The sequence below is a fragment of the Sphingomonas sp. DC5200-1 genome, assembly GCF_049897245.1.
Lineage (GTDB): Bacteria > Pseudomonadota > Alphaproteobacteria > Sphingomonadales > Sphingomonadaceae > Sphingomonas > Sphingomonas aquatilis.
In genome coordinates, this window is record NZ_JAFCVW010000009.1 from 75301 (window position 1) to 101370 (window position 26070).

The 26070-nt window shown below is 64.2% G+C and carries 27 protein-coding genes; 6 read left to right on the top strand and 21 right to left on the bottom strand.

Going from position 1 to position 26070, the window contains the following annotated elements:
* Positions 1 to 73 precede the first annotated feature (73 nt).
* The 17 genes from lysA to ACP7A3_RS17170 form a co-directional block, all read right to left on the bottom strand.
* Complete coding sequence (lysA, locus tag ACP7A3_RS17090; protein ID WP_426256694.1) at positions 74 to 1369, bottom strand: diaminopimelate decarboxylase; 1296 nt, start codon at positions 1367 to 1369, stop codon at positions 74 to 76.
* An 18-nt stretch (positions 1370 to 1387) separates the two neighbouring features.
* Positions 1388 to 1651, bottom strand: a complete 264-nt coding sequence (locus ACP7A3_RS17095; RefSeq protein WP_296625781.1) for a hypothetical protein — start codon at positions 1649 to 1651, stop codon at positions 1388 to 1390.
* The gene (locus tag ACP7A3_RS17100) at positions 1648 to 2169 is read right to left on the bottom strand and encodes an SAM-dependent methyltransferase (RefSeq protein WP_296625782.1); all 522 of its coding nucleotides are present in this window, start codon (positions 2167 to 2169) and stop codon (positions 1648 to 1650) included. Before ACP7A3_RS17100 ends, ACP7A3_RS17095 begins: the two co-directional genes overlap by 4 nt.
* 10 nt (positions 2170 to 2179) lie before the next feature.
* Positions 2180 to 2443: a hypothetical protein gene (locus tag ACP7A3_RS17105; RefSeq protein ID WP_426256693.1), complete on the bottom strand. Its 264-nt coding sequence runs from the start codon at positions 2441 to 2443 to the stop codon at positions 2180 to 2182.
* 155 nt (positions 2444 to 2598) lie between these two features.
* A complete protein-coding gene (locus tag ACP7A3_RS17110) occupies positions 2599 to 3567 on the bottom strand; it encodes a magnesium and cobalt transport protein CorA (RefSeq protein ID WP_298089560.1) in 969 nt (322 codons plus the stop codon).
* A gap of 11 nt (positions 3568 to 3578) precedes the next feature.
* The gene (locus ACP7A3_RS17115; RefSeq protein WP_426256692.1) at positions 3579 to 4010 is read right to left on the bottom strand and encodes a hypothetical protein; all 432 of its coding nucleotides are present in this window, start codon (positions 4008 to 4010) and stop codon (positions 3579 to 3581) included.
* Positions 4003 to 4545, bottom strand: a complete 543-nt coding sequence (locus ACP7A3_RS17120; protein ID WP_426256691.1) for a hypothetical protein — start codon at positions 4543 to 4545, stop codon at positions 4003 to 4005. Before ACP7A3_RS17120 ends, ACP7A3_RS17115 begins: the two co-directional genes overlap by 8 nt.
* A gap of 125 nt (positions 4546 to 4670) precedes the next feature.
* Positions 4671 to 4997: a YnfA family protein gene (locus ACP7A3_RS17125; RefSeq protein WP_296625082.1), complete on the bottom strand. Its 327-nt coding sequence runs from the start codon at positions 4995 to 4997 to the stop codon at positions 4671 to 4673.
* A gap of 46 nt (positions 4998 to 5043) precedes the next feature.
* Entirely contained in the window at positions 5044 to 5730 is a 687-nt protein-coding gene (locus ACP7A3_RS17130) for a response regulator transcription factor (RefSeq protein ID WP_296625081.1), read from the bottom strand.
* A 1-nt stretch (position 5731) separates the two neighbouring features.
* Entirely contained in the window at positions 5732 to 8416 is a 2685-nt protein-coding gene (locus tag ACP7A3_RS17135; RefSeq protein ID WP_426256690.1) for a DUF4118 domain-containing protein, read from the bottom strand.
* Positions 8416 to 8994: a potassium-transporting ATPase subunit KdpC gene (gene kdpC, locus ACP7A3_RS17140; protein ID WP_296625079.1), complete on the bottom strand. Its 579-nt coding sequence runs from the start codon at positions 8992 to 8994 to the stop codon at positions 8416 to 8418. The genes ACP7A3_RS17135 and kdpC overlap by 1 nt, the downstream gene beginning before the upstream one ends.
* Before the next feature lie 11 nt (positions 8995 to 9005).
* Positions 9006 to 11039: a potassium-transporting ATPase subunit KdpB gene (gene kdpB, locus ACP7A3_RS17145; RefSeq protein WP_296625078.1), complete on the bottom strand. Its 2034-nt coding sequence runs from the start codon at positions 11037 to 11039 to the stop codon at positions 9006 to 9008.
* Between the two features lie 12 nt (positions 11040 to 11051).
* Positions 11052 to 12755 (bottom strand): potassium-transporting ATPase subunit KdpA, encoded by a 1704-nt coding sequence (kdpA, locus tag ACP7A3_RS17150; RefSeq protein ID WP_426256689.1) that lies wholly within the window; start codon positions 12753 to 12755, stop codon positions 11052 to 11054.
* 13 nt (positions 12756 to 12768) lie between these two features.
* Positions 12769 to 12858, bottom strand: coding sequence for a K(+)-transporting ATPase subunit F (gene kdpF, locus ACP7A3_RS17155; RefSeq protein ID WP_019517694.1), 90 nt, complete (start codon positions 12856 to 12858; stop codon positions 12769 to 12771).
* A 113-nt stretch (positions 12859 to 12971) separates the two neighbouring features.
* A complete protein-coding gene (locus ACP7A3_RS17160; RefSeq protein WP_426256688.1) occupies positions 12972 to 13847 on the bottom strand; it encodes a TorF family putative porin in 876 nt (291 codons plus the stop codon).
* Between the two features lie 621 nt (positions 13848 to 14468).
* Positions 14469 to 14789, bottom strand: a complete 321-nt coding sequence (locus ACP7A3_RS17165; RefSeq protein WP_426256687.1) for an ArsR/SmtB family transcription factor — start codon at positions 14787 to 14789, stop codon at positions 14469 to 14471.
* A 151-nt stretch (positions 14790 to 14940) separates the two neighbouring features.
* On the bottom strand, positions 14941 to 16152 hold the full coding sequence (locus ACP7A3_RS17170) for an IS256 family transposase (RefSeq protein WP_062127151.1): 1212 nt from the start codon (positions 16150 to 16152) through the stop codon (positions 14941 to 14943).
* A gap of 86 nt (positions 16153 to 16238) precedes the next feature.
* On the opposite strand from ACP7A3_RS17170, the gene ACP7A3_RS17175 reads away from it, so the two are divergent.
* Positions 16239 to 16646, top strand: a complete 408-nt coding sequence (locus tag ACP7A3_RS17175) for a putative quinol monooxygenase (protein ID WP_426257162.1) — start codon at positions 16239 to 16241, stop codon at positions 16644 to 16646.
* A 142-nt stretch (positions 16647 to 16788) separates the two neighbouring features.
* Positions 16789 to 17538 carry a nucleotidyltransferase domain-containing protein gene (locus ACP7A3_RS17180; protein ID WP_426256685.1) on the top strand — a complete coding sequence of 250 codons (750 nt, stop codon included), beginning with the start codon at positions 16789 to 16791 and terminating at the stop codon, positions 17536 to 17538.
* Between the two features lie 58 nt (positions 17539 to 17596).
* Here the strand turns inward: ACP7A3_RS17180 and ACP7A3_RS17185 are convergent, their stop codons facing one another.
* Positions 17597 to 18022, bottom strand: a complete 426-nt coding sequence (locus ACP7A3_RS17185; protein ID WP_343545647.1) for a hypothetical protein — start codon at positions 18020 to 18022, stop codon at positions 17597 to 17599.
* A 76-nt stretch (positions 18023 to 18098) separates the two neighbouring features.
* Here ACP7A3_RS17185 and ACP7A3_RS17190 point away from each other — a divergent pair, with 76 nt between their 5' ends.
* Positions 18099 to 19097 carry an IS110 family transposase gene (locus ACP7A3_RS17190; RefSeq protein ID WP_426256725.1) on the top strand — a complete coding sequence of 333 codons (999 nt, stop codon included), beginning with the start codon at positions 18099 to 18101 and terminating at the stop codon, positions 19095 to 19097.
* Positions 19098 to 19242: 145 nt separating this feature from the next.
* On the opposite strand, the gene ACP7A3_RS17195 is transcribed toward ACP7A3_RS17190, so the two are convergent.
* Positions 19243 to 20340 carry an ISNCY family transposase gene (locus ACP7A3_RS17195; protein ID WP_426256684.1) on the bottom strand — a complete coding sequence of 366 codons (1098 nt, stop codon included), beginning with the start codon at positions 20338 to 20340 and terminating at the stop codon, positions 19243 to 19245.
* 349 nt (positions 20341 to 20689) lie between these two features.
* Between ACP7A3_RS17195 and ACP7A3_RS17200 the strand changes: the two genes are divergently transcribed.
* Positions 20690 to 21022: a hypothetical protein gene (locus ACP7A3_RS17200; RefSeq protein WP_426256683.1), complete on the top strand. Its 333-nt coding sequence runs from the start codon at positions 20690 to 20692 to the stop codon at positions 21020 to 21022.
* A 932-nt stretch (positions 21023 to 21954) separates the two neighbouring features.
* Here ACP7A3_RS17200 and ACP7A3_RS17205 read toward each other — a convergent pair.
* Positions 21955 to 23373, bottom strand: coding sequence for an ISNCY family transposase (locus ACP7A3_RS17205; protein WP_426256682.1), 1419 nt, complete (start codon positions 23371 to 23373; stop codon positions 21955 to 21957).
* 239 nt (positions 23374 to 23612) lie between these two features.
* Entirely contained in the window at positions 23613 to 24062 is a 450-nt protein-coding gene (locus tag ACP7A3_RS17210; RefSeq protein WP_007406364.1) for a hypothetical protein, read from the bottom strand.
* 116 nt (positions 24063 to 24178) lie between these two features.
* On the opposite strand from ACP7A3_RS17210, the gene ACP7A3_RS17215 reads away from it, so the two are divergent.
* Positions 24179 to 24592 (top strand): LexA family protein, encoded by a 414-nt coding sequence (locus tag ACP7A3_RS17215; RefSeq protein WP_007406310.1) that lies wholly within the window; start codon positions 24179 to 24181, stop codon positions 24590 to 24592.
* A 5-nt stretch (positions 24593 to 24597) separates the two neighbouring features.
* A complete protein-coding gene (locus ACP7A3_RS17220) occupies positions 24598 to 25857 on the top strand; it encodes a Y-family DNA polymerase (protein ID WP_007406368.1) in 1260 nt (419 codons plus the stop codon).
* The last annotated feature ends 213 nt before the right edge of the window (positions 25858 to 26070 follow it).

A 26070-nucleotide genomic window follows, 5' to 3' on the forward strand; every position in this document is an offset into this window, starting at 1 on the left:
TACCGGCTACTCGCGATCATCGGTCTAGCTGCTTTTCCCGAAATCCGATCGATTCCAGGAACAGATGACGGCCTTAAGCCGCTTGTGTCAGCTCAGCATCGAAAACGCTGCCAGCAGTCCGAGGCTTGCAACCCAATGGAGCCGGCGTATCGAACGGCAAGGTACGATCACCGACCAGTTCAAACCTGTCCCCATCGACCATCACCTGTGGGCTGATCGGGCGAGAATTGTAGCTTGAGGCCATCGCCGCTCCGTACGCGCCGGTTGCGTGGAAGACGGCCAGATCCCCTCGCGCCACGTGATCGATCGTCCGATCGGTGCCGAACATGTCACCAGTTTCGCAGACGGGCCCGGCGATGTTGGCAACCATCGTAGTCCCATCCGGGCGGACGGCCGCGAAGCGGTGATATGCGTCGTAAAGCGCGGGACGTGCCAGATCGTTCATCGCGGCATCGACGATGACGAACGGGTGGCTCAGGCCGGGCTTCACCCAAATCACCCGTGTCAGCAGCACGCCGGCAAGACCGGTGATGATGCGACCGGGTTCGAACGTGAGGCTGACGTTCCAGTCGCGCGTCACACGCGCAACCATCGCCGCATAGGCGGCGAGCGACGGCATCACATCTTCAGGCCGATATGCAATGCCGAGCCCACCACCCAGATCGACCCGGGTGATCGTGTGCCCGCGTGCGCGAAGGTCAAGAACAAGCGCGCCGATCCGGCGGTACGCGGCCTCCAGCGGTTCCAGATCGCTGATCTGACTACCGATATGAAGCGCGACCCCTTGCAGATCGAGGCCGTCGAGTTGCGCCAGCCGATCGTACATGTCCGACGCGCCCGCGATATCGACACCGAATTTGCTTGTTCGCCTGCCGGTCGTGATCTTGGCATGCGTTCCGCCATCGACATCGGGGTTCACGCGCAGCACCGCTGGCGCACGCATGCCGCGTCGCCGCGCCAACTGCGCCAGAACACGACCCTCTTCCTCCAGCTCAAGGTTGAACTGGCCGATGCCGGCCTCCAGCGCGTCGATCAGTTCTTGATCGGTCTTACCGACGCCTGAGAAGACCACATCCGCAGGCGCGATCCCTGCGTCTAAGGCGCGGCGTAGCTCGCCCCCCGACACGATGTCGGCCCCATAGCCACACTCAGCGAGCAGCCGGAGGACTGCGCCGTTGGGGTTGGCCTTGACCGCAAAGGCGAAGCGGGCGGACGGCAGCCCCCGCAGGGCAGACATAAATGCGTTGGCGGCATGGCGGAGCGCCCCCGCCGAATAGACGTGAACGGGCGTGCCGACCGCATCGGCGATAACGGGCAGCGCGACGCCCTCTGCGCACAGCACGCCGTCACGATAGTCGAAGAAGCTCATGTAAGGAGACCTTGCGTGTCAGTGTCCAAAGCCGTCGTCGGCCTGCCCGCGGCGACGCACGCGGGCAGCATGGACGACGTCGGCGGTGTGGCTGTGCCCGCGCCGCTCGGCGCGGAGCAGCTGACCGACCCGCTTGCCATGGATCATCAGCGGCAAGCCGAGCAGGGCGAGCGGGAAGAAGACGATCATCGCCGGGGAGCCGTCGAGTGCCAGGCACATCGCACAGGAGGATGCCAGCAGCGCGAAGCCGCCGGCTTTCCATTGCAAGTCGCGACGGGTCATGCTGCCCGTGCCCGATCACGCGGGCGATCGCGGTCGACGATGAGCAGGTCGCCGGCATTGACGAGGCTTGCCCGCACGCCCGGCCGGTCGTCGCCTGCGCGACCACCGTGCCACAGAACGATGTCTGCCGGGAAATCAGCCTCGCCCGCCAGCGCCTCGACCATATCCGCCACCTCAAAGGTGAGCCCGATCGCCGGTTCGTGCAGACGTGCAGCTGCTGCACGCGCCCGCCCGATCATCGCCGGTGAGCCATCGATGCCGCGGCCCTCGATCGCTGTGAAGCCGAGCGCCCTGGCGTGACGCACGGCCTCGATAAGCAAGGTGCCGCAGGCGCAGTCGGCGTCGACGATGCGGACGGAATGGCGCCCTCGCTCGCGCAGAGCAGCAAGCGCGCCGCAGATGTCAGTCCAGCGCGCATCATTGTGCGCGGCACGGCTGCCTAGAATCGTGGACGGGGTAACCATCGAGGTGGACGACAGACGATCAGCCGTGACGAACGGCTTCAGTTTCGGTGTCATGGGATGATCCTCAGGCGGCGCAGCGTAGCGCGTGCTCGGCCGGGCTCACCGGCTCGAAGGAGATGAGCGGAACCAGCGGTGCCGAGACGATCTCGAGGCTCGCGTGGTAGATTTGACGCTCCGCTTCGGCGAAGCTGAGCGCTGCGCCACGTGAGACGAACCGGCCCTCCATCTTTCGACCGCTATCCTGCACGAGCCAGTGGCCCGCCTTGTCCTGACCGACGTAGATGATCGTCCCGCGTTCGTCGGGCTCCGGATTGGGTTCGGACGACATATCGCCTTTCAAACCTTCGATAATCGAGCGTCCAGCGCCCGCTTGTCCGAGGTACTAGGCCCCGCATAGTGTTTCGAGATCGATTCCGGGAAAGTGCATAGTGCGCGCGTAGGCCTGATAACGGCTCGTCGCATTCGGGTCGGCGGGCAAGTGATCTACAACCAACGCGCCTTGCGGAAGCGCCAGTACAGCGCCGAACAGATCGTCAGGATCACGCCGATAGTTATGGGATAACCGTAGGGGCTCCGCAGCTCGGGCATATGTTCGAAGTTCATCCCGTAGATGCCGGCGATGGCAGTCGGCACGGCCAGGATCGCTGCCCAGGCCGCAAGCTGGCGCGTGATCGCGCCGGTGCGCTGCTGCTCAATGAGATTGCTGAACTCGAACACCGATGACAGCAGATCGCGCAAACCGCTCGCCATTGTCTCCACCCTGCGAACGTGATCCAGCACGTCGCGGAAGTACAGTCGAGCTTCGGCATCGACGCACGGAAGTTCGTTCTTGGACAGCTTGCGGGCAACCTCCTCCATCGGAACCAGAATGCGATCGAAGCGCATCAGCTCACGTCGCAGCGAAAAAATGCGGGCGATCTCGGCGCGATCAAGGAAGGTGTCGAGCATTCGCTGCTCCATGCTCGCGACTTCCTCCTCAAGGGCAGTCATCAGCGGCAGATAGCCGTCGACGATGAAGTCGAGGATGGCGTGGAGGACATAGTCGCCGCCCTTACCCAGCAGGTCCGGTGCGGCCTCCAGATGCTCGCGCAGCGGCTTGTAGGACCTTGTCGAGCCCTGCCGTACGGTGATGATATGGCTGTGCCCGAGGAAGGCGGCCGTCTGCCCGTAGACGATGTGCCCGTCGCACAGATGGGCGGTCCGGCCGATGACGAACAGCTGATCGCCGTAGACGTCGACCTTCGGCAGCTGCCCGTCCTTCAGCGCGTCCTCAACCGCCAGCGGGTGGAGGTTGTAGAGGCGCTGCAGCGTGTCGATCTCGTCCGCACACGGATCGGTCAGTCCGATCCAGACGAACTCCGAGCGATCGGAGGGGCAATCCACCCGTTCGTCGATCGCGATCTCACGAACACGACGACCATGGCGGTACAGATAGGCGGCAATGACAGGCATGAGTGTCCTGATCAGCGCCGAGGAGCCGATGTCCAATCGATCAGGGTTCGTTCGGAATTTTGGGCATCGGATTCGGCGATCAATCGTGCACCCCGCGACAGACCCATGCGGTGACGCGCCTGCATCATCGAAGCGCCATGGCGCGTATCGAACGCCCGGCCCTGTGGCGTGATGGGCGCCTCCAGGCGCGAGCGAAACGCGGTTCGGACACGCTGCTCGGCACTGCGGAGGCGAGAAGGCGCCGGCTTGAACAGCTTGGCCCCGTGGACAAGAAGCAGCATGCCAGTGCTGGCGAGGATGAACGTCAACAGGGCAAGGCCGAACTCGGCGGCCTGTGCGGGACCATGACGCGCCGCCTCGTACACGCTGCGATGGACCAACGTCGATCCGCCGGAACATCCAAGCAGCACGACACCAAGCAACCGCGGTGGGAGCTTACCCACGAGACACGCTGCTTTTCAGCGTCCGATCGCTGACGAGGCTCAGCCGTCCCTCGATCCGTTGCGGTACCCCCGCCGACGTCGCAACTGCAATCGATGTTCGTCCACGCCGCTCCGCTTCGGCAAAACGCTGTGCTGCCTGTGCCGATGAGAAGCGCCCGAGGAGCATTCCGGCGCTCTCACGAACGGTCCAGTCACCATCAATGTCACGGCCTACGACCAGCATGGCCGGTTCCGGGATGTCCATCGCGATGCTACCTTTTGACGGAGAAAAGACGTTCAGGTCTGGGCGCCCCCGCCAGCGGGCGCTCACCTCGATTTCATCGAAAAGATGATGACCCAGGATGGTCAGTGCGCTGCCGGCACTCGCGGCCATGAAGCCGACCGCCGCGATCCCGTAGGCAAGGACGCCAGCTTTCTGTGGCGGCACGTGCATGGCGACGAGCCGCGAAATTGCGGTGTAGCTTACCCAGCAAAGAAGAAGTCCCGTGGCGCGCAGAACGATGTCGGCGCGCCGCGACCGATGCCACGCTACCATGCCACAACCCTCGATGTGGCAATCCAATTATCGCCCTCGACATAGCATTTCGAGATCGATTCCAGCTAATTACATAGCGCCCGCATAGTGCTGCCTTTCTGACAGCCCCGCCGCAGCACAATCCGTCAGGCGCGGTGCGGCCCGAAGAAGATCACGGCTGTGCCCAGGAGGCAAAGCATCATGCCGGCAATGTCCCAACGGTCCGGGCGAACACCCTCGGCGCACCATAGCCAGAGCACAGCCGCCGCGATGTAAATTCCGCCATAGGCGGCATAGGCCCGGCCTGCCGCCGCGCTGTCCACGCGCGTGAGGAGGTAGGCGAACAGCATCAGCGAGAGAACGCCGGGGACGAGCCACAGAGGTGACCGGTTCATACGGAACCACGCCCAAAACGCGAAGCACCCGGCGATCTCGGCCAGGGCAGCTACCGCATAGGTTGCGATCGACAGCATGCCGGCCGTCTAGAATAACGCGACCTCTGCGCCAACCGTCCGGCGATCAGTGGTCGGATCGGAGCCGGTAGCCAACGCCCAGCTCGTTGGCGATGACGCTGCCGACCGGGCCCGGTGCCTCCAGCTTCTGGCGCAGATTGCGGATGACGATCCGCAGGTATTCGACACGCGGCTCTTCCTCCGCTCCCCAGCACGCGGCGAGCACGCGTTCGTGGGTCACCACGCGTCCGATATGGCGCGCCAGTACACCCAGTACCTCGTGCTCCTTTCGCGTAAGGTGGAGCTCTTCCCCATTGCGGCAGACAATCCGTCGGTCGAGATCAATGCTCAGGTCTCCCCGACGCACGATCTTCTGCGTCGTCTCCGACAGTCCCTGATGACGTAAGGCGACACGCAGGCGGGCAAGCAGCTCTTCCGTGTCGAATGGCTTGGTCACGAAATCGTCGGCGCCGAGATCAAGCGCTGTGACCTTCTCGTCGACCGCGTCCCTGGCCGACACCACAAGGATGACGATGTCGCCATGGGCGCGAAGCTGCGGGATGATGGTCAGGCCGTCACGGTCGGGGAGGCCTAGGTCCAGAAGGACCGCGCTGGGATGTTCGACGGCAGCCTGGCGAAGCGCGCCCTTGGCATCTTCCGCCTCGACGACGGCATAGTCCGCCCGGATCAGCGTGCTGCGCAGCAGGCGACGGATCGCCGCATCGTCATCGACAACGAGAATTTTGGCTGGCATGTCAGGAGGCACTTTCGGTCGTAATTTCGCGGACGATGAGGGCAGGTGGAAAGACCAGCGCGAAGGCGGCGCCGCTACCGTCCGGCCGGTTGGTTGCCTCGACGATCATGCCCATCGCCTCGGCAAATGCCTTGACGATGGCCAGACCCAGCCCGGTACCGCCGATCGCGCGGTCGGACCCCTCAAGGCGCTTGAAGGTCTCGAACACCTCGCTCTCACGACCGGGCGGGAGGCCGGGACCGTGGTCGAGCACGGCGAGCCGTAGCTCGCCGAAGCGGTTGCGGCCTTCGATGACCACCTCTGTTCCCGGCTCGCCATAGCGGCCCGCATTGTCGAGCAGGTTCAGGAGGCAATGGTGCAGCAGTTGCGGATCGGCGCGCACCAGCGGCAGGTCGGGTGGAACATCGAGGCGCACACCATGTCCCTCCAGCGCGCGTCGGGCATCGTGCGCGGCACTCGTCACCGCGTCGCTCAGGTCGATCGCCTCGACGTTCAGCTTCAGCGCGCCTGCTTCGACACGCGCCATGTCGAGCAGATTGGCAACGAACCGATTGAGCCGCTGCGCTTCGCTCTCGATCGTACCGATCAACTCGGGCGTGGCGCCGTGATGCAGCTGCGCCGCGGCCGCGATCACGGCTGTCAGGGGGGTGCGCAGGTCATGGCTGACCGACGAGAGCAAGGCGGCGCGCAGACGATCGCGGGTGCGAACCACATCGACGTCGCGCATTTCGGTCTGCAGGCGGAGGCGTTCGAGCACCAAAGCCGACTGGTCGATCAGGCTGCTAAGGAGCGGCAACTGATCGGCCCGAACCGGACTGCCAGCCTTTTCGCTCGCGACACCCAGCACGCCGAGCACGCGCTCACCTGCCTTCATGGGCTGGAACAGCCACTCCGACGCGGCAAGCGTGCCGGAACCCTTGCCGGCCGGGCTGCCGGTATCGAACGCCCAGCTGGCGGCGGCATTGTCCATCGTGTCGAGACGATAGGCGGGGTCGCTGGCGGCGAGGATTTCGAGTTCGGAGCCGTCCGTCCGTCCGAGCAATACGACCTGGACGTCGAGCAGGCGACGGACATCGTCGCAGATCATTTGTGCGGCAATGTCGAGATCGTTGACGCCGGCAATCTGGCGCAGGAACCCTGCCAGGGTGGCGTTGGTACGCGCGCTGGTGGTGGCTAGATCTGCCTGCGCTCTTACCCGTGCCGTCAACTGACTGGTCGCGATCGCGATGCCGAGCAGAACGAAGACCGAAACGAGGTTCTCGGGATTGCTGATCGTCAGCGTCCCGGTCGGCGGCAGGAAGAAGAAATTGTAGGCAAGGGTTGAGGCGATACCGGCGTAGAGCCCGGTGCGCAGCCCGAAGAAGCTCGCCGCGGCCATGACCGGCAGCAGGTAGAGCAACGCCACGTTGCCGAGGTTCAATATCTGAAACAGAGCGGTCGCGAGCCCGGTCACGGCTGCTACCATCGCGGTCGTTATCGCATACCCTGCCGGGGTGCCCCAGCCTCCTGATCGTCGTCGAACGCGCTGCCTTGCGGGTGTGGAAGCCGGCATCGGCAGGACGTGTACCGTGACGTCGGGAGTGTCACGGACCAGCTTGTCGACCACGGACCCATGCCAGAGTTCAAACCAGCGAGATCGGTTCGATTTGCCGAGCACCAGCTGCGTGGCGCGCAGATCGACCAGCACCGACTGAATGCCGGTCACGACATTTTCGGCCGGGACGGTTGCTACGGCGCCTCCCAGTTGCGTGGCCAGCGTCATCGTCGCGGCAACCCGGGCATGCTGCTCGTCGGTGAAATGGGCTGCACGCGGCGTTTCGATGAAGACGGCAGTCCATGGGCCACGAAGGCCATCGGCAACCCGCTTGGCGGCGCGCACCAGGGCGTCGCATCCCGGCAACTCGCTGATCGCCACGACGATACGGTCGCTTCCCGCCCAGGTGCCGCCGAGACCCAGCGCGCGCACGTCGTCCAGCATCCGCGCATCCACCGCCTGCGCGGCGCGGCGCAGCGCCAGTTCACGCAAGGCCGACAAGTTCGATTTGGAGAAGAAATGGCCGAGCGCGCGGGTCGCCTCGGCAGGAAGATAGACCTTGCCAGCCTTCAGCCGATCGATGAGCTCGTCGGGCGGAATGTCGACGACCTCGATCTCCGCCATCTCGAGAATACTGTCGGGCACTGTTTCGCGAACGCGCACGCGCGTGAAGCTGGCGACGATGTCGTTCAGGCTCTCGACGTGCTGGATGTTGACGGTCGAGTAAACATCGATCCCCGCCGCCAGCAGTTCCTCGACGTCCTGATACCGCTTCGGGTGGCGGCTGCCGGGTGCATTGGTGTGGGCCAGCTCGTCGACGAGCGCGAGCCGTGGCCGGCGGGCGAGGATGGCGTCGATATCCATCTCGCGTAGCGTACGCCCCTCATAGGGCACATCACGACGCTGGATGATCTCATGTCCGCGGATAAGAGCTTCGGTCTCGGCACGGCCGTGGGTTTCGACCACGCCGATGACGACATCGACACCGTCACGCTTCCGCGCCGCGCCCTCCGACAGCATCTCGTAGGTCTTGCCGACGCCGGGTGCGGCACCGAGGAAGATCTTGAGGCGGCCTCTGCCCTCCTGCGCGGCTGCGCGCAGGAGGGCGTCGGGATCGGGGCGGCCCGCTTCTGCTCCTGATCCCGCCGGCATCAGCGCGTGGGCGCCGCGGCGTCGAGGGCGCGGTTGAGCGCCAGTACGTTGACGTGCGGGTCACCGAGCAGCGAAGTCTCGGTATTCGCGGCTACGAGGCCACGAACGCGCTCAACGGGCAGCCCGCGAACCCGTGCGATGCGCGCGGACTGTGCCAGCGCTGCTGCCGGCGACAGATCGGGGTCGAGGCCCGAGCCGCTCGCGGTGACGAGATCCGCCGGCAACGGTCCGGTCATGCCTTCGCCCTGACGCTTGGCGACATCGGGCTTCACCCGGTCGACCAGCGCCTGCGCGGTCGGGCCGAGGTTCGAGCCCGACGAGGCAAGCCCGTCATAGCCCTTGCCGGCGGCAGACGGGCGGGTCTGGAAGTAACGATCTGCAACGAAAGCCTGACCGACTATCGTCGATCCGATGACCTTGCCGCTGGCGTCCCGAACCAGGCTGCCGTTCGCCTGGGTCGGGAAGAGTGCCTGACCGATACCGGTCATGGCCAGCGGGTATGCGAGGCCTAGAAGGACTGCGAACAGGATCGTCATGACGATCGCGGGGCGCAGCGCGGAGGAAAAGTCCTTGCCCATTGTCTTGATCCTTACGCGAGGCCCAGACCGCCGACCACGAGGTCGATGATCTTGATGCCGATGAACGGGGCGAGCAGGCCGCCGAGGCCGTAGATGGCGAGGTTGCGCGCCAGCAGCGGCCCGGCCGCCATCGGCTTGTACGCCACGCCCTTGAGCGCCAGCGGCACCAGCAGCGGGATGATGATTGCGTTGAAGATAATCGCGCTGAGGATGGCCGATTGCGGCGTCGCCAGCCCCATGACGTTCAGCACCCCCAAGCCCGGGTACAACGCAACGAACATCGCCGGAATAATCGCGAAGTATTTCGCGACGTCGTTGGCGACCGAGAAGGTCGTTAGCGCTCCGCGGGTCATCAGCAGCTGCTTGCCGAGCCCGACGACCTCGATCAGCTTGGTCGGATCGCTGTCGAGGTCGACCATGTTGCCCGCCTCGCGCGCCGCCTGCGTGCCGGTGTTCATCGCCACGCCGACATCGGCCTGCGCGAGCGCGGGCGCGTCGTTGGTACCATCACCGCACATCGCCACCAGCTTGCCGCCGGTCTGCTCCTTGCGGATCAGCTCCAGCTTGTCCTCTGGCGTCGCCTGCGCGAGGAAGTCGTCGACGCCCGCTTCGGCTGCGATCGCCGCGGCGGTCAGCGGGTTGTCGCCGGTGATCATCACCGTGCGGATACCCATCGTCCGCAACTCACCGAAGCGCTCGCGGATGCCGGCCTTGACGACGTCCTTCAGGAAGATCGCGCCGAGCAGCCGCCCGTCCTTCGCGACCGCCAGCGGCGTGCCGCCGGCGCGCGCGATCTCGTCGGTGATGCGGCGCAGTTCGGTCGCCGCCGCGGTTGTGCCTGATCCTTCGTTCGCTTTCAGGATCGAGTCCACCGCACCCTTCTGGATCAGCGTGTCACCGAAGCGGACACCCGACACACGTGTCTGCGCGGTGAACGGGATAATTTCCGCCCCCTCCGGCATCGGCCGCTGCAGGTTGAACTTATCGCGTGCGAGCACGACGATCGAGCGGCCCTCGGGTGTTTCGTCGGCCAGGCTGGCGAGCAGCGCGGCCTCCGCGAGCTCTGCATCGCTGGTGCCACCCACGCTGCGGAACTCGCTCGCCTGCCGGTCGCCGATAGTGATCGTGCCGGTCTTGTCGAGCAGCAGCACGTCGACGTCACCCGCCGCCTCGACCGCACGGCCCGACTTGGCCAGCACGTTGAAGCGGACGAGACGATCCATGCCCGCGATGCCGATCGCCGACAGCAGTGCTGCGATCGTCGTCGGGATCAGCGTGATGAGCAACGCCGCGAGGATCGCGACCGGGATCGACCCGCCCGCATAGCTGGCGAAGCCCGGAATGGTGCCGACAGCGATCAGGAAGATGATCGTCAATCCGACGAGCAGGATCGTCAGCGCGACCTCGTTCGGCGTCTTCTGCCGCTCGGCGCCCTCGACCAGCGCGATCATGCGGTCGAGGAAGCCCTTGCCCGGCTCCACGGTCACCTTGACGCGGATTTCGTCCGAAATCACTCGCGTGCCCGCGGTCACTGCCGACCGGTCGCCGCCCGCCTCGCGGATCACCGGGGCGCTCTCGCCGGTGATCGCCGCCTCGTTGACGCTCGCGACACCCGAGACGACTTCACCGTCCGACGGGATCAGGTCGTTCGTCTCGACCAGCACGATGTCGCCGACCTTGAGCTGGCTGGCGGGCACGTTGTCAAACTGACGTCCGTCGCCCTTCAGCCGCTTGGCGACCAGCTCGGCCTTTGTCGCGCGCAAGCTGGCCGCCTGCGCCTTGCCGCGGCCCTCGGCCAGCGCTTCGGCGAAGGTGCCGAACAGCACAGTCAGCCACAGCCAGACGGCCAGCTGTGCCTTGAAGGCGAACGTCAGGTCGTCATGACCGATGACGAGCAGGATCGTCATCAGCGCGGCCACTGCCGCGGTCACGAACATAACCGGGTTGCGGACCAACTCGCGTGGGTTGAGCTTCAGGAACGATGCCTTGATCGCCGGCACGACCAGGTCGGCGGTGAACAGGCTTTTGGATTGGGCTTTTGCCATGATGGCCCCCGATCAGAACAGCTGGCCGCGGATCATCGCGAGATGATCGGCGATGGGACCGAGCGCGAGGCTCGGAAGGAAGGTGAGACCGCCCAGGATCAGCACGATGCCGACGAGCAGGCCGACCCACAGGCCGCCGGTGGTCGGGAACGATCCCGCGCTCTCAGGCGTGTACTTCTTTGCCGCCAAGCTGCCGGCGATCGCCAGCATCGGCACGATGACGAAGAAACGCCCGAACCACATAGCGACGCCCAGCAGGCCGTTATAGTACGGCGTGTTGGCGGTCAGACCCGCGAAGGCCGAACCGTTGTTCCCGACTGCACTGGTGAAGGCGTAGAGGATCTCCGAGAAGCCATGCGGCCCTTTGTTGAGCGGCCCAGCCAGCCCCTGTTGCAGCACCGACGACAGCGACGTGAAGCCGAGGATGACGAGCGGCAGCACCGCGATCGCCAGCACCGCGAGCTTGACCTCACGGCTCTCGATCTTCTTGCCGACGTACTCGGGCGTGCGACCGACCATCAGCCCGGCGACGAACACCGCGAGGATGGCGAAAAGCAGGAAGCCGTAGATGCCCGCGCCCACGCCGCCGATGACGACCTCACCCAGCTGGATGTTGAACAACGGGATCATGCCACCGAGTGCCGTGAAGCTGTCGTGCATGCTGTTGACCGCACCGCACGAGGCGGCGGTGGTGACGACCGAGAACAGCGCGCTGGCGGCGATGCCGAAGCGAACTTCCTTGCCCTCCATATTGCCGCCTGCGACGCCGAGCTGATGCAGGATCGGGTTGCCCGCGGCTTCCTGCCAGTAGGTGACGGTGACGCCGGCGAGGAACAGGATTACCATCGCCGACAGGATCGCCCAGCCCTGGCGGGTGTTGCCGACCGCCTTGCCGAAGGTCCACGTCAGGCCGAAGCCGATGACGAAGATCGACAGCATCTGGATCAGGTTGGTGAGCGCGGTTGGGTTCTCAAACGGGTGCGCGCTGTTGGCGTTGAAGAAGCCGCCACCATTGGTGCCGAGCATCTTGATCGCTTCCTGGCTCGCGACCGGTCCCAGCAGGATCGACTGGCGGACACCCTCCAGCGTGTTCACATTGATGGCGCCGGCCATCGTCTGCGGCACGCCCGACGCGATCAGGAACACCGTGTAGACGATGCAGATCGGCAGCAGCAGGTAGAGCGTGATCCGGGTCACGTCCGCCCAGAAATTGCCGATCGCCTTCGCCTCGCGCCGCGCAAACCCGCGAAACAGTGCAAACGCCAGCGCGATGCCGGTCGCGGCCGACAGGAAGTTGTGGATGGTCAGCCCCAGCATCTGGCTGAGGTTCGACATGGTGCTCTCACCACCGTAGCTCTGCCAGTTGGTGTTGGTCGTGAAGCTGACCGCGGTGTTGAACGCGAGGTCAGGCGACAGGCCGGCCAGGCCCTGCGGGTTGCCGGGTAGCACGCCTTGAAGGCGGAGAACGGCGTAGGTCAGGATCAGCAATGCCACGTTGAACAGCAGCATGTGGATCGCATAGCGGCGCCAGCTCTGCTCGGCGTTCGGATCGATGCCCGACAGCTTGTAGAAGCCGCGCTCGACCGGACCGAGCACAACGTGCAACGGCGTCCGCCTGCCCTCGTAGAGCGCGTGGAGCCACAGCCCGACGGGCTTGGTGAGCGCCAGCAGGATGCCGACGAAAAGAAGAATCAGGAACCAGCCCTGGATTGTCATGGATCGCCTCCCCTCAGAAGCGTTCGGGGCGGATCAGCACCGCCACGAGATAGACGAGAAGGCCGATCGCGGTCAGCGCCGCCAGCCAGAGATCGAGCGTCATTGCCGGGCCTCCTTCACGCGTTGTCGCACAGGCGGGCGTAGGCAAGGGTGAGCGCGAACAGCCCGATGATGATCGCGATCCAGAGCAGGTCCTGCATGGGTGTCCTCCGATGATCAGAAGGCGGCCGTCAGCGAGACCACGACGGTGCTGCCGGCGATGTTGCCGGTGCCGTCCTGGCCCTTGCTGAAGCTGGGGCGGAGGTACGTCGCCTCCCGGTTCGAGATGTCGGTGTCGACGTAGCTGACGTTGAAGGTCAGGTTCTTGTAGGTGGCATCGGCGCCGAGCGACCAATCCCAGTATTTGCCTGTCGGCGACACCGCGGTTGCGTTCGGACCCAGGCCATCCTGCCCCCAGCTATGACCGATGTGCGCCTTCGCCGTGAACGGCGTGCCCGGGATCGCTGCGGCACCATCACCCCACAGGTACAGGTTGTCATCCTTCGCGCCGGGATTGTTGTAGACGCCGTTCGCAGCATCGGTGCCGGTGTTGTACCACTTGCCGATTGCCTGCTGCTTGGGCGCATAGGCGACGCCCGCGGTCAGTGTCGCCGGACCGGCGGTACCAGTCAGCTTCGCATAGGGTTCGGCGAAGTCGGTCTTGTCCGCGCCGCCGGGATACATGTACCAGGTCAGTCCGACGTCCAGCGTGCCACCGCCGACCGGCAGCTTGTAGCCGCCGATCAGATCGAGCTCCATATTCGCGCCGCCGAACGTGCCCCAGCCTGCGAGGTTCGACGCCCACGTGCCGACATAGAGGCCGCTCTCATGCGCGATCGTGATCCCGCCTTGAACAGCCATTTCCTGGTCGGACTGCGACACGCCGCGAAAACGATAGTCGGAGGCGATTGTGGCAGAGCCGCTGACGGTGAGCGCGGGAGGCGGCGCCGTCTCGGCCGCTGCTTCGGCTTTGTCGTTAGCCGTCGACTGCGCCTGCGCCGCAGCTGGTAGCGCGAGGAACGCCACGACAGCGGCTGCCTTATACAAGTTCATTTTTGCACCCCTTCGAGCAGCAAACGTCATGTGACGAATGCCCTTAGGGACGCACGATTAGGCCCATATCGCGTAGCATTTCGAGAGCGATTCCGGCTAATCGCATATAGCTGGCATATAGATGTCGCTTTTTTAGCGGTAGCGGCAGGCTAAGCCATCGTTCGCGATCCGACAGGCAATCGGCATCGCACTATACGGGCCCTACGCAATTACGCGAAATCGCTCTCGAAATACTATGCGGCCGTAGATAGGTGATCGGTCATCCTCCATGACCGTGCAGGTTCAGGTGTCGATTTCCGGACTTCCAATGTTACTGCCAATCGTGCTTGGACTCTGGGGTCTGAATACCTGGCTTTGGCTCAAGCTTCGCATGCTCAACAAAGCACAACAAGCTGCAGAAGGCGAGGTTGACGATCGTAGCTGTCCAACTTGCGAAGATCGGTGCGACGGGTGGAACCCTATTGTGTGACGAGCCTTTGTCCTCTGGATGCTGGATCGTCCATCAGGATGATCAGTCCCGAGATACCATCCCAAATGGGAGCGCCTCGGCCGACTCGCTGCCCATTCCCAAGCGGGAATGTGTCAGCTGCTTCCCATCGCGTTCCGACCGAATCCTTTCAGTCACGAAAGGTCTGCTGCAACGATAGCCAGAAGCCCTGGAAACCGAGACTCCAGGTCTTCAAAGCGCAGCTTTGCCGTCCTGCTGTTTCCCCGGTCTACCTGTCGGACGAGGCCAGCATGGCGCAGAACCCGAAAGTGATGGGTCAGTGAGGCTTTGCCGACAGGGAGATTGAAGGACGCGCAGGTTCGCTCGGTATCGGCAGGCAGAAGCGCGAGGGTGGCGACAACATATCGCCGATGCGGATCGGCAAGCGCCGCCAGCACCTCTCCGAGCAGGATGTCGTCACGATCGGGGTGGCCATGCTCGTCTCTCGCAGCCATCAGATAAGCCTTCCGTCATACCTTATCAGGTGGTAGGTATGCCTTGCGACATACCTTCTGGAGACAACGCATGTCCACGGACGCACCTGACCTCCCGTGGTCGTGTCCGTCAACGTGGTGTAATTTCAGGTGTGCCACCGGGCCACATCGTTCAGGCGGCCTTGGGTGTAATCTGTAGGGGCGGTACCTCCTCGATCTGTGGTGTGGCGAGAGCGGTCATGCCTTCGATCTGCATGTAGCGGTTCTGGAGCTGGTATTCGTCGTTCTGCTCGAGGAGCACGGCGCCGATGAGGCGGGTGATGCTATCCTCGTTGGGGAAGATGCCGACCACGTCGGCGCGGCGCTTCACCTCCTTGTTCAGCCGTTCCAATGGGTTGGTGGAGTGCAACTTCGTGCGATGCTGTTCGGGGAAGGTCATGTAGGCGAGCACGTCGTGCTCGGCGTTGTCCATGCAGGCGCCGAGTTTCGGCCAGCGGGCGCGCAGCTGGTCGGCGACGTGACGCCAGGTCTGGGTGGCTGCGGCATGATCGGGCTGGAGGAAGACCTGCCGGATGGCGGCAGCCACCATGGTGTTCTGGCCCTTGGGCACATGAGCCAGCGCGTTGCGCATGAAGTGGACGCGGCAACGCTGCCAGGTGGCGCCGACGACGCGGGTGATGGCGGCCTTCAAGCCCTCATGCGCATCGGAGATGACCAGCTTCACACCCTTCAGGCCGCGCCGGACGAGGTCGCGCAGGAAGGTCGACCAGAACGGCTCGGCCTCGCTGGGGCCGATGTGCAGGCCGACGATCTCGCGCTTGCCTTCGGTGGTGACGGCGACGGCGATTATGGCTGCCACGCTGACGATGCGGCCGCCCTCGCGCACCTTGAGGTAGGTCGCGTCCAGCCAGAGATACGGCCACTCGCCGGCGAGCGGGCGCTTCAGGAAGGCGTTCACCCGCTCGTCGATGTCCTTGCACAGTTTCGACACGCTCGACTTCGAGATGCCACTCATCCCCATCGCCTGCACCAGATCATCGACGCGCCGCGTGCTGACGCCGGCGATCCAGGCCTCCTGGATGACGCTGACCAGCGCCTTCTCCACCGTCTTGCGGGGTTCGAGGAAGCCGGGGAAATAGGCGCCGGTGCGCAGCTTGGGGATCTTCAGGTTGAGCGTGCCCAGTCGCGTATCCAGGGTGCGGTCGCGGTAGCCATTGCGCCAGGTGCTGCGCTCGCCGGAGCGCTCGTGGCGACCGGCGCCGATGAGGCCGTCGACGTCGGCCTCCATGATGATCTGCAACACGCTCTCGGCGACGCTGCGCAGAAAATCGCCGTCTCCGGTCTTCGCCATCAGTTCGGCAAGCGGTAGTCTGTCGTCGGTCATCGGGAAAAACTCCTCGGGTGTTGGTGAAGCTCGACACTTCCACCTTAACCGATGAGCCCGGTGGCCACCGAGACGCCGACGCCGGGGTGGGGCCTCGGCCCCACCCCGGCATACACCGTCATCTACACCGGGAAATTACACCACGACCGCGGACGCTACCCCTCCCGTTGCCTGAAGAGGGTGAGGATACCCCCTATGCTCTTGTTGGTTCGGCTCAAGCCAAGGAAGGAATGGCCGATGCGCTCGAATCGCGGCTTGTTGCGATGGTCGCGCCGACGCGGGAAGAGCCGGGAGTTCTAGCCTACCATGTTCATCGCGATCGCGCCGATCGATCAAGGTTCGTATTCTACGAGGCGTGGCGCTCGATTGATGACCTGCGGCGGCACTTCGACAAACCTCACGTCGCGTCGTTCCTGAACGATCGCCACAGCTACCTTGAAGGCGATCTGGACATAACATGGCTGCGTATGGCGAGCCCTTATGCCTCCATATAGCTCTGGCCGATCCGGTTATCCTTTCCCGGTACTCGATCGCAATGGGAATGCGGCGGCCGCATGAAACGCCGTTCCCGATCAGGAGCTGCTGAGCGGCAGATGCGGCGTTGCTCACGTTGCAGCTACGAATGTAAGCTGCCTCATGGTGAAACGAACCGTCCCCACACCGGCGGAGGCGCTGACGATCGCCGAAGCCGTGTTCCATACCCGCTACGATGGCGCGGCCTTCGCCTATGCGGCAGGGTCAATCATGCGCGGGGAAGGCACGTACCTGTCCGACATAGACTTGGTTGTCGTATTCGATCGCCTCGACGCTGCGCGGCGGGAGTCCTTCACCGTCGATGGCGTGCCGATCGAGGCGTTTGTTCACGACCCGGAAACGCTGGCATGGTTCGTCAACGAGGACGTCGCACGGGGCCGCCCCAGCATCCTCAATATGATTGTGGAAGGTAAGATAGTCGGTCCTGGTCAGGAGCGGGCTGAAGCTCTGCGCGCTGAAGTAGCGGCTCGGTTAAGAAGCGGACCGCTGCCGTTTTCAGCCGCAACGTTGAACGGGCTACGATATGAGATCACGGACGCGGTGGACGATCTTCGCGGCGATCGAACGGCGCAGGAACTGTTGGCGATAGGAGCCATGCTCCATCCCAAGCTCGTGGAACTCGCCCTGCGTGGCCGGCGCCGTTGGAACGGGACGGGCAAATGGGCTCCACGCCTTCTAACGAACATCGATGCCGATCTTGCGAGCCGGTTCGACGGTGCCTTTCGAACTCGGTTCACAAAGGGCGATGCTGGTCCCGTGATTGCTCTTGCGGAAGCCGAACTAGCTCCACATGGCGGCACGCTCTTTGACGGGGATCGTCGGGATGCGCCCGCATCATGGCGTGTCGCTTAGAAGAAGCGCTTTCCCGAAACTCGATCCTTTGTGAGACGCTGGCAGGGGCGCCATGCAGTTATCCCGTCTGTTGGCGGACATACTCGCCCAAGCCGCGCGCGACGAGTTCGTCGTTGGAGAGGCGGGGGCCTCGCTTCAGGCGCTGATTGCCAAGTTTGCGGCGGTCCAGCTTCGGCCCGGGTGGTACGGGCGAGGGGGCCTTGAACACCCCGCCGGGCTGAGCGGTACGCGCCGGTTCGTTGTTGTTGCGCTTCGCGTGGTGCGGCTGCACCTGCTGGATGGCATGGGCGAGCGCCAGCGCCGCGTCGAGGTGCTTGTTGTCGACCACCGGTGCCTGGTTCACGCGGCGCATCTTGTCGAAGACGCGATAAGGCAGGACCTCGCCCTCGTGCTGGATCTCGAGGCGGCCGTCCGGGTATTCGCACACATCCACCTTCTTGCGCGCTAGCCCCTGAGCGACCGGGGTCGGCTCCAGGATGAACATGGCCTTATGAGATGGACGCCTCCCGCGTCTTCGGTCGTTTTGGCCGAGCAACGCGGAAGGAGAGAGGACCATGTCACTGTTCATGCTAGCGATCGACATCGGCAAGCTGTCGTTTCACGTCCACGGCGTCGATGCGGACGGCGTCATCGTGTCGCGTAAGGTGAGCCGAGCCAAGCTCCTGTGCCTGGTTGAGGAGCTCAACCCAGAGATTGTGGCCATGGAGGCGTGTGCCAGTTCGCATTACTGGGGCCGGCTGTTTCAGTCGGCTGGTCGGGAGGTTCGACTCATCAACGCCTACTTCGTGCGTCCCTTCGTCCGTGGATCTAAGAACGACGCCGTAGACGCTGAGGCGATCTGGGACGCGGCCAGCCGCCCGACAATGCGCTTCGTGCCGGTCAAAACGGCCGATCAGCAAAGCTTACAGTCGGTACACCGCGTGCGAGACCGGCTGGTGCACGCGCGCACCTCGCTCATCAACCACATGCGCGGCCTTATGGCGGAGTACGGCATTGTCCTGCCGAAGGGGGCCAAGCGCTTCACCTCTGGAGCGGAAGAGACGATAGCGGCCGCAGACCTGCCGCCTCTCGCGCGCGATTTGTTCGGCGAGTTGGGCGATGAGCTGCTGGATGTCGATCGTCGCATCGCCCGCGTCGACGCCAAGCTGGCTGCCATATGTAAGGAGAACGCATCCTGCCGTAGGCTCATGGCGATGCCAGGTATAGGACCGGTAATCGCGACAGCCCTCGTAGCGGCGGTCGACGACGCTCGCCATTTCCGTTCGGGCAGAGACCTCGCAGCGTGGATCGGGCTGGTGCCACGGCAATATACGACAGGCGGGAAGCCTAAGTTGGGGGGCATCGGCCGAAGGGCAAACCACTATCTGCGTCGGCAGATGGTGCACGGCGCTCGAGCTGTGGCCAGTCACCAGCGACACCGGGCTGGTGGGCGAGGCGACTGGATCCGCGCCCTTGAGGCGAGGCGAGGGTTCAACAAGACCGTCGTTGCCGTCGCCAACAAGATGGCACGTGCGGCTTGGGCGATGCTGGTACGCGAGGAGGAATATCGCGCCGCCTAACGGCAGCGCTCGGGATCGGCGCTTAGCGCCGATATGATGCGAGGAGGATGATGAAGGCTCGGCACGGACCGCCGCTCTTCAGCCTGAACTACAACATGGCTCCTGAAGCCGTTCGCTTTATAAGGCGGAGAGAAGCGGATCCTCATCATGGCCAGGGCAAACGCCCGCGAACAGGCCGCATAGATTTACGCATCCACAGCCGATGCCTGAAGATCAGCCTTGCAGCGGGAGGCGTCCATAGATTGTTGTAGTGCAGGGTGAGGGCGCCGGTGACGGTGCGCTGCTCGCGCCAGACCATCTCGGCTTCAAGGTTCTCGTGGATGGCCAGCGGTCGGTGCAGATCGCGCGGGTCGAACGGCGCCTTGGCGAACCGCTGGTTGTGTTGCGCCATATAGGAGGGGAGGAAGGCGTTGGCTTCGTCGATGGTGTTGATGCGGTGGAGCCGCATCGCCTTGACGAGCCGGTCCTGCAGCGTCGCGTTGGCCCGCTCGACGCGCCCCTTCGCTTGCGGCGAGTTCGCGCAGATCAGATCGATGTTCAGCCGGTCCAGTGCCCGCCCGAGATGGGTCATCCCGTCGCCGTTCGCCGAGGCTGTGTTGTTGCGGAACGCGCTGTGCTTGTCCGTGTAGAAGGCGACCGGCTTGCCGTGCCGCTCGAGGTACGTCCGCGTCGCGCGCATGTAGGAAAAGGTGCTTTCGCTCTCGACCATCTCGAGGTGCATCAGCTCGCTCGTCGCGTCGTCGATGAACACCAGCAGCGTGCATTGCGGGCCGCGGTCCTCGAACCACCAGTGTTTCGAGCCGTCGACCTGGACCAGTTCGCCGCGACAGTCGCGCCGGTAGCGGGGTTGGTAGGGGCGCGGGCGCCTGGCCGCGCGGTCTTTCCAAAGGCCCGCCTCCATCATGATCTGACGCAACGTCTCACACGAGAGGCCCAAGCCGTGCCGCTCCGCAAGGTATTCGCGCGCGAGCGTCGGCCCGAAGTCGGCATAGTTTTCCCGCACGAGAGCGACGACCTCGGCGCGAAAGGCGTCGCTGTAGCGGCGGTTGCTCGGGCGTCCGCGCTTGCGCGACACGAGTCCAGCAGCGCCTTCCTGTCGAAGGCGATCGAGCAGCCGGTAGATTTGCCGCCGCTGGAGGCCAAGAAGCTCCATCGCGTCCGGGATCCGGATCTCGCCGCGGTCGAGCCGCATCAGCGTGTCGAACCGGGTGATCTCAGCAGCACTCATCGTCAGCACCGTCATACCATGCGCGTCCTCGTTGCCGAGGAAGGCTATGACACCGGCGACCCACTGAAAGCACCGGCAGTGCCGTTTCTATCTAGCAGGACGGTGTCATTTGTATCTGGCGCTTACACCTGTTGTTGCCGCCAGTTAGAAAAGACACATTCTCCGCCATTTAGAAATGACACCGTCTCGTGGCAGCGGGGGCAGCGTGGAGCCCCCCAAGCAGCGCAGCGCTGCCCCCGCTGAGGCGGTGACTTTTCGGTTCTTGTGCCCTCGGACCCGCTGCGTCAGCAGCGGGCTCGGTCACGCCGGTGAACGCCGGACGCGCTCAGTTGCGGACCTTTGCGCCCGCTGTCAGACCAGGATCATGAAGAACGTCCAGATCATCGACGGTGCGAGCAACGCCACCTATAGCCTGTTCCAAGCCACCGACGACGAGTTCGCTGCCATCTTCCCTGAAGGGCGCGACATGGAAACAATCGAGGACCTGCACAGCAGGCTCGGTGGCGATGAAGCGGGTCGCGTGCTCGAAGGGCTTTGGAACCGGCCAATCTTGAAGCGGGATGCTTTAGGGCTTCACGGCACGCTGTTTTACGACAACGACTGTCGAGGGCTTCCGGCGTCGAAACGTGAAGTCGATTGGGACGAACGATCGATCAACCCAGCGCAACGGAACCTGTTTGCTCGACACCGAGGATGAGCTCCTGCCAGACGTTCGAGGCGCGTTCCGCCGCGACCTTGGTGAATGGCCGACACTGGCAGGTTTGCAGACGGTCCGTTCTTAAGCCAGTTTGTGGCGTTCAGGACGTGTTCCGACGGCGGGTTCACCCCTCAACCCTAAGTCGAGGTGGGAAAGATCAGAACCTTGTCGACGGGCACTGATACACCATCGTCCACGATTTCGATCTCAACCGAGACCACCCGGATGTCGCGGTCCCGTCCGGTCGGTTCCAGCGGTCTTGTGAAATCTGCAGATCGCCCTCTCGATATGTACACTTTCATGCAATCGGGCTGAGCAATTGACGGAAAGACCCCTGAGCGGATGTAGCTTCCGCACTTAACAAGTGCCCTCGCGCCCACAAGCCTTGTCAATCGACGTATTCGGGCAATCCGACCTCGATCTTTCAACGTATAAGGGAAAGACATATCAGCCAGGCCAGGCGCATTACGATTGGGGAAGCCCTGTGGAAGCACCGCTGGCATGAACAGAGCCCTCCCTTTGGAGAGCGCTACCTCAACCGGCAACCCCTCTATGTGAACATCATACGCGTTGCCCGGTAACCTTTCCATGTCTCTATATGAGGTTTTCCAAACCGCACTTGATGATCTAACTGTTCTCCCATCCAGAACCTTGAGGGTCACCTTGTTGGTGATCGATACTTTCTCAAAACATCCCGAAAGTAACCAAGGCAGAACCAAAGCAGCTAGCCTCTGCCTGCGTCTCAAGCGTGAAGCACCTGGAGCTCTAGATTGCATGCGGTCGAACCAGAACCTTCTGACACTGCCAGGTACGCGGAAAAAGCGCGTTCTCGATGACCCGACACACATTCTAGTCGTAGCGGATGAACGCACGTCCGCAATGGGGAGCTCGCAGGAACCTCTAATTTGTCCGCCATTGGGCGCTTTCGAACGCTAGCGGGCGTACTCGCCCAAGCCGCGCGCGACCAGCCCCTCGTTGGAGAGGCGAGGGGCGCGCTTCAGCTTCGGCGTGCCTAGCCTGCGCCGATCAATCTTCTCCGGGGCGGGGCCGGGGGCGGGGCGTGCGAAGACGCCGATGGAGCCCGAGCTGCGTGCCGGCTCGTTGTTGTTGCGCTTGGCATGATGCGGCGACGCTGCCTGGATAGCCTGAGCCATGGCAAGGGCGGCACCCAGGTGCTTGTTATCGACAATGGCGGCCTGATTCACGCGCCGCATTTTGTCGAACACACGGTAGGGCAGCACGCGCTCGCCGTGGCGGATCTCGATGCGGCCATCAGGGTACTCGCAAACATGCACGCGCTTGCGTGCCAGCGAGCGGGTGAGGGGCGTCGGCTCGAGAATGAACATCACCTTGTTAAAGTGCAGCGCCAAGGAGGCGGTGACGGTCCGCTCCTCGCGCCACACCATCTCCGCCTCGACGTTCTCATGCGCGGCGAGGGGACGGTGGACGTCGCGCGGGTCCGCTGGCGCACACGCGAAACGCGCATTGTGCCGGGCGACGTAGGAGGGGAGAAAGGCGTTGGCCTCGTCGATGGACGAGATGCCGGCCAGCCGCATCGCCTTCACCAGACGGTCCTGCAGCGTGCCGTTGGCGCGCTCGACACGGCCCTTGGCTTGCGGCGAGTTGGCGCAGATGATCTCGATGCCGAGCTTGTCCAGCGCCCGGCCGAGGTGCGTCATGCCGTCGCTGTCGGCGGTCGCGTTGTTGTTCCGGAAGACGCTGTGCTTGTCCGAATAGAAGGCCACCGGCTTGCCGTGTCGCTCGAGGTAGCTGCGGGTTGCGCGCATGTAGGAGAAGGCGCTCTCGCTCTCCGCCATCTCCAGATGCATGAGCTCGCTGGTGGCATCGTCAATGTAGACCAGCAGCGTGCAGCGCGGACCGCGGCCCTCAAACCAGTCGTGGTCCGACCCGTCGACCTGGATCAGCTCGCCACGACACTCGCGCCGGTAGCGTGATTGATGAAGCCGGGCTCGCTTCGCGACCTTGGCCTTCCACACGCCGGCCGCCATGAGCATCTGCCGCAGCGTCTCGCGGGACAGCGTGATGCCATGGTGCTCCGCCAGGTACTCGCACGCCAGCGTCGGGCCGAAGTCAGCATAGCGCTCGCGCACGATACCAACGACCTGGTCGCGGAAAGCGTCGCTGAACCGCCTGTTGCTCGGTCGCCCGCGCTTGCGCGACACGAGGCCGGCCGCGCCGTCTCGTCGAAAGCGCTTGAGCAGGCGGTACAGCTGACTGCGCTCCAGGCCCAGCAGCGCCATGGCATCGACCGGCCGGATCTCACCGCGGTCGAGCCGCATCAGCGTATCGAACCGGCTCACTTCGGCAGCACTCATTGTCAGCACCGTCATCGCTCACACATCCTCGATGTCCGAGGATGGTTATGGCACCGGAGGCCCGCTTCAGAACGGCTGTGCCTTCTCTAAATTGCGGGAGTGTGCCATTTGTACGTTGCGTCTACAGGCGCTTACACCTGTTTTGTTCGATAATATATCTTATGTTAAATCAATGGCTTAGCAGATTTCCGGCATCGTTCTTGCAGAGACTGACGTGGCTTTTTCGCAGCTAAGGCTTGCCAGTCAGTCGCGAGTTAGCCGCGCCGTCGTTCTCGCGCGCGAGCGTGTCGCGGATCTTCGTAAAGATCCTGCAGCGCGCGCAGCCGAAACGCATTCCACCAGCGTTGCCAGCGATGCTCCTCGGCATCGTGGAGCATGTGACATCGCTGGCATAGCGCGGCGAGATTGCGCGGCGCGCTATTGCCAGGATCATGATCCAGATGCGCGCAGGCCAGCACGACATAGGTGATCCGCACGACGTCGAGCGCGAAGAGGTCGCCGACCTTCACCCGTCGCCCCTCTCCCGATCGCCAGCATCGCGCTTCGCTATCCCACCAGCGCCCATCGCCCAGATGCGCGACGTGCCGAAGATGCGGTCGCCGGCAGCGTTCGCAGCGCCCTCCTGCCCGCACGAACCGGATCTGGTCCGACAGCAGCGGCCAGTCGATCGGGTACAGCCAGCGGTTTTCGGGGCGGATCGGCATCCATGACTCTATGAGTCATGCGAAATGAGAACAAAAGGAAAATCTCGTTCCCTTCATGTTCTTATCCAGCATATCATGCGCGCATGTCCGCGTGTGTGATTCCCCTGTCCCAACCGATGCCGATCGCCGATCTGCCGCCAGCGTTTCGCCTGAGGGTGGTGAGCGCGGCCGGCGCTGGCTTCCCCTCGCCTGCCCAGGACTGGGAGGAAACCGCGATCGATCTCGTGGCGCTGCTGCGCCTCGACCGCGCCGCCAGCTTCGTGTTCCGGGTCAGCGGACAGTCCATGATCGACGCTGGAATCTATGATGACGACGTGGTGGTGGTCGATCGCGACGCCACGCCGGTTAGCGGCCGCATCGTCATCGCCGTGGTCGACGGGGGCTTCGTGATCCGCCAGTTGGTCTGGCGCGACGGCAAGCCGGTCCTCGAGGCCCGCAACGCGCGGATGCGCTACGACGCGGTGATCGCGGATGAGAGTGTCGAAGTGTGGGGCGTCGTCCGCGCCTCCGTGCGCAACCTGCAGGGCTGACCGCCATGTGGGCGATCGCTGACGTCTCCAACTTCTATTGCTCGTCGGAGAGGGTATTCGACCCGTCGCTGCGCGATAAACCGCTCATCGTGCTGAGTAACGGGGACGGCTGCGCCATCGCGCGCTCCGAGGAGGCCAAGGCGCTGCACATCAAGATGGGTGCGCCGATGTTCAAGATTCGTGATATCGTCCGCGAGCATGGCATCCAATACCGCAGCAGTTCCTACGAATTGTATGCCGACATGAATCGTCGCTTCAATCAGGTCCTCGCCGAGCACAGTTGCACGGTCGAGGTGTACTCGATCGACGAATCGTTCTTTCGCCTGCCGGTGCTCCCGAACGGCCTGGGCGACGTGGCGGCCGCGCACCGCGTGATCGCGGCCGTCAAGCGTGCGACGGGCCTGCCGATCCGCATCGGGCTTGGCCCGACCCGGACGCTGAGCAAGGTTGCCAACGCCCTCGCTAAGGCGTCGGAGAAGGTCTGGAAGGGCGTGGTCGACCTGCACGACATCGAGCTGCGGCGGCGCCTGTTCGCGCAATGGCCGGTCGAGGAGGTCTGGGGCATCGCGCGAGCGATGACCGAGCGGCTGCGACCGCTCGGCGTCAGGACGACGGCCGATCTTGCCGCCCTCCCCCCGGAGGTCGCGCGCGACGTGGGGACGGTGGTGCTGGAGCGGCTCGTGCGCGAGCTGAACGGCGTCGAATGCACCGATTTCGAGCCGGAGCCGCCCCCGTCCAAGGCGACCGCGGTGACCCGCTGCTTCGGTGAGCCGGTGCGCGAGGTCGCGGCGCTGCGCGAGGCGATGGTGCGCCGCGCGGTCCGCGCGGCCGAGAAGATCCGCGCGCAGGATCTCGCTGCCACCCGCCTGATCGCCTTTGCCCACGGAAGCCGGTTCAAGCCCAACGCGCCGTCCGCCTCGCGCATAGCGCGGCTGTCGCCGGCGACCAATGATCCGCGCGTGATCGGCGGTATGGCGGGCCGCATGGCGGATGTCATGTACGAAACTGGCGGCGTCTACACCAAGTGCGGCGTCATGCTCGAGGGGCTGGAGCCGATGACCGCGCACCAGGCCGACCTGTTCGCGGTGCCCGATCCGCGATCCCCTGCCCTGCTCGCCGCGATCGACGGGCTCAACGGGCGGTTCGGCCGCAACACGATGCGGCTTGCCTCCGAGGGCTTTGGCCAGAAGAGCTACGACACCAAGCGTGCTTTCAAGAGCCCGTCCTGGACCACGCGGATCGATCAGGTGCCGATCGCGCGGTGAGATCAATAGCGATAGCCTGCCTGCCGGCAGGCCGCTGCCAGCTTCATCACTCGCCCATCCTTCGCGCCGTACTGGCGCAACCGTGCGGAATAGCGTAAGCGTGGCGTGAGGACCGCAGTTTATGCGGCTTGGGCTGTTGGCTGATCTGTCTGGGGCACCCAGTTCCACGGCATCAGCTCGTCCCAGCGGGTGGCGGGCCAGTCGCCGGCGACC

Excerpts from the sequence above, each read along its gene's own strand:
- ACP7A3_RS17205 (WP_426256682.1), bottom strand. The coding sequence starts at position 23,373 with ATGACGGTGCTGACAATGAGTGCTGCCGAAGTGAGCCGGTTCGATACG.
- ACP7A3_RS17180 (WP_426256685.1), top strand. The coding sequence starts at position 16,789 with ATGGTGAAACGAACCGTCCCCACACCGGCGGAGGCGCTGACGATCGCC.
- ACP7A3_RS17120 (WP_426256691.1), bottom strand. The coding sequence starts at position 4,545 with ATGGTAGCGTGGCATCGGTCGCGGCGCGCCGACATCGTTCTGCGCGCC.
- ACP7A3_RS17100 (WP_296625782.1), bottom strand. The coding sequence starts at position 2,169 with ATGACACCGAAACTGAAGCCGTTCGTCACGGCTGATCGTCTGTCGTCC.
- ACP7A3_RS17210 (WP_007406364.1), bottom strand. The coding sequence starts at position 24,062 with ATGCCGATCCGCCCCGAAAACCGCTGGCTGTACCCGATCGACTGGCCG.
- ACP7A3_RS17160 (WP_426256688.1), bottom strand. The coding sequence starts at position 13,847 with ATGAACTTGTATAAGGCAGCCGCTGTCGTGGCGTTCCTCGCGCTACCA.
- lysA (WP_426256694.1), bottom strand. The coding sequence starts at position 1,369 with ATGAGCTTCTTCGACTATCGTGACGGCGTGCTGTGCGCAGAGGGCGTC.
- kdpB (WP_296625078.1), bottom strand. The coding sequence starts at position 11,039 with ATGGCAAAAGCCCAATCCAAAAGCCTGTTCACCGCCGACCTGGTCGTG.
- ACP7A3_RS17165 (WP_426256687.1), bottom strand. The coding sequence starts at position 14,789 with ATGGCTGCGAGAGACGAGCATGGCCACCCCGATCGTGACGACATCCTG.
- ACP7A3_RS17105 (WP_426256693.1), bottom strand. The coding sequence starts at position 2,443 with ATGTCGTCCGAACCCAATCCGGAGCCCGACGAACGCGGGACGATCATC.
- kdpC (WP_296625079.1), bottom strand. The coding sequence starts at position 8,994 with ATGGGCAAGGACTTTTCCTCCGCGCTGCGCCCCGCGATCGTCATGACG.
- kdpA (WP_426256689.1), bottom strand. The coding sequence starts at position 12,755 with ATGACAATCCAGGGCTGGTTCCTGATTCTTCTTTTCGTCGGCATCCTG.
- ACP7A3_RS17130 (WP_296625081.1), bottom strand. The coding sequence starts at position 5,730 with ATGCCAGCCAAAATTCTCGTTGTCGATGACGATGCGGCGATCCGTCGC.
- ACP7A3_RS17135 (WP_426256690.1), bottom strand. The coding sequence starts at position 8,416 with ATGCCGGCGGGATCAGGAGCAGAAGCGGGCCGCCCCGATCCCGACGCC.
- kdpF (WP_019517694.1), bottom strand. The coding sequence starts at position 12,858 with ATGACGCTCGATCTCTGGCTGGCGGCGCTGACCGCGATCGGCCTTCTC.
- ACP7A3_RS17200 (WP_426256683.1), top strand. The coding sequence starts at position 20,690 with ATGAAGAACGTCCAGATCATCGACGGTGCGAGCAACGCCACCTATAGC.
- ACP7A3_RS17185 (WP_343545647.1), bottom strand. The coding sequence starts at position 18,022 with ATGTTCATCCTGGAGCCGACCCCGGTCGCTCAGGGGCTAGCGCGCAAG.
- ACP7A3_RS17220 (WP_007406368.1), top strand. The coding sequence starts at position 24,598 with ATGTGGGCGATCGCTGACGTCTCCAACTTCTATTGCTCGTCGGAGAGG.
- ACP7A3_RS17195 (WP_426256684.1), bottom strand. The coding sequence starts at position 20,340 with ATGACGGTGCTGACGATGAGTGCTGCTGAGATCACCCGGTTCGACACG.
- ACP7A3_RS17215 (WP_007406310.1), top strand. The coding sequence starts at position 24,179 with ATGCCGATCGCCGATCTGCCGCCAGCGTTTCGCCTGAGGGTGGTGAGC.
- ACP7A3_RS17170 (WP_062127151.1), bottom strand. The coding sequence starts at position 16,152 with ATGACCGACGACAGACTACCGCTTGCCGAACTGATGGCGAAGACCGGA.
- ACP7A3_RS17125 (WP_296625082.1), bottom strand. The coding sequence starts at position 4,997 with ATGCTGTCGATCGCAACCTATGCGGTAGCTGCCCTGGCCGAGATCGCC.
- ACP7A3_RS17095 (WP_296625781.1), bottom strand. The coding sequence starts at position 1,651 with ATGACCCGTCGCGACTTGCAATGGAAAGCCGGCGGCTTCGCGCTGCTG.
- ACP7A3_RS17110 (WP_298089560.1), bottom strand. The coding sequence starts at position 3,567 with ATGCCTGTCATTGCCGCCTATCTGTACCGCCATGGTCGTCGTGTTCGT.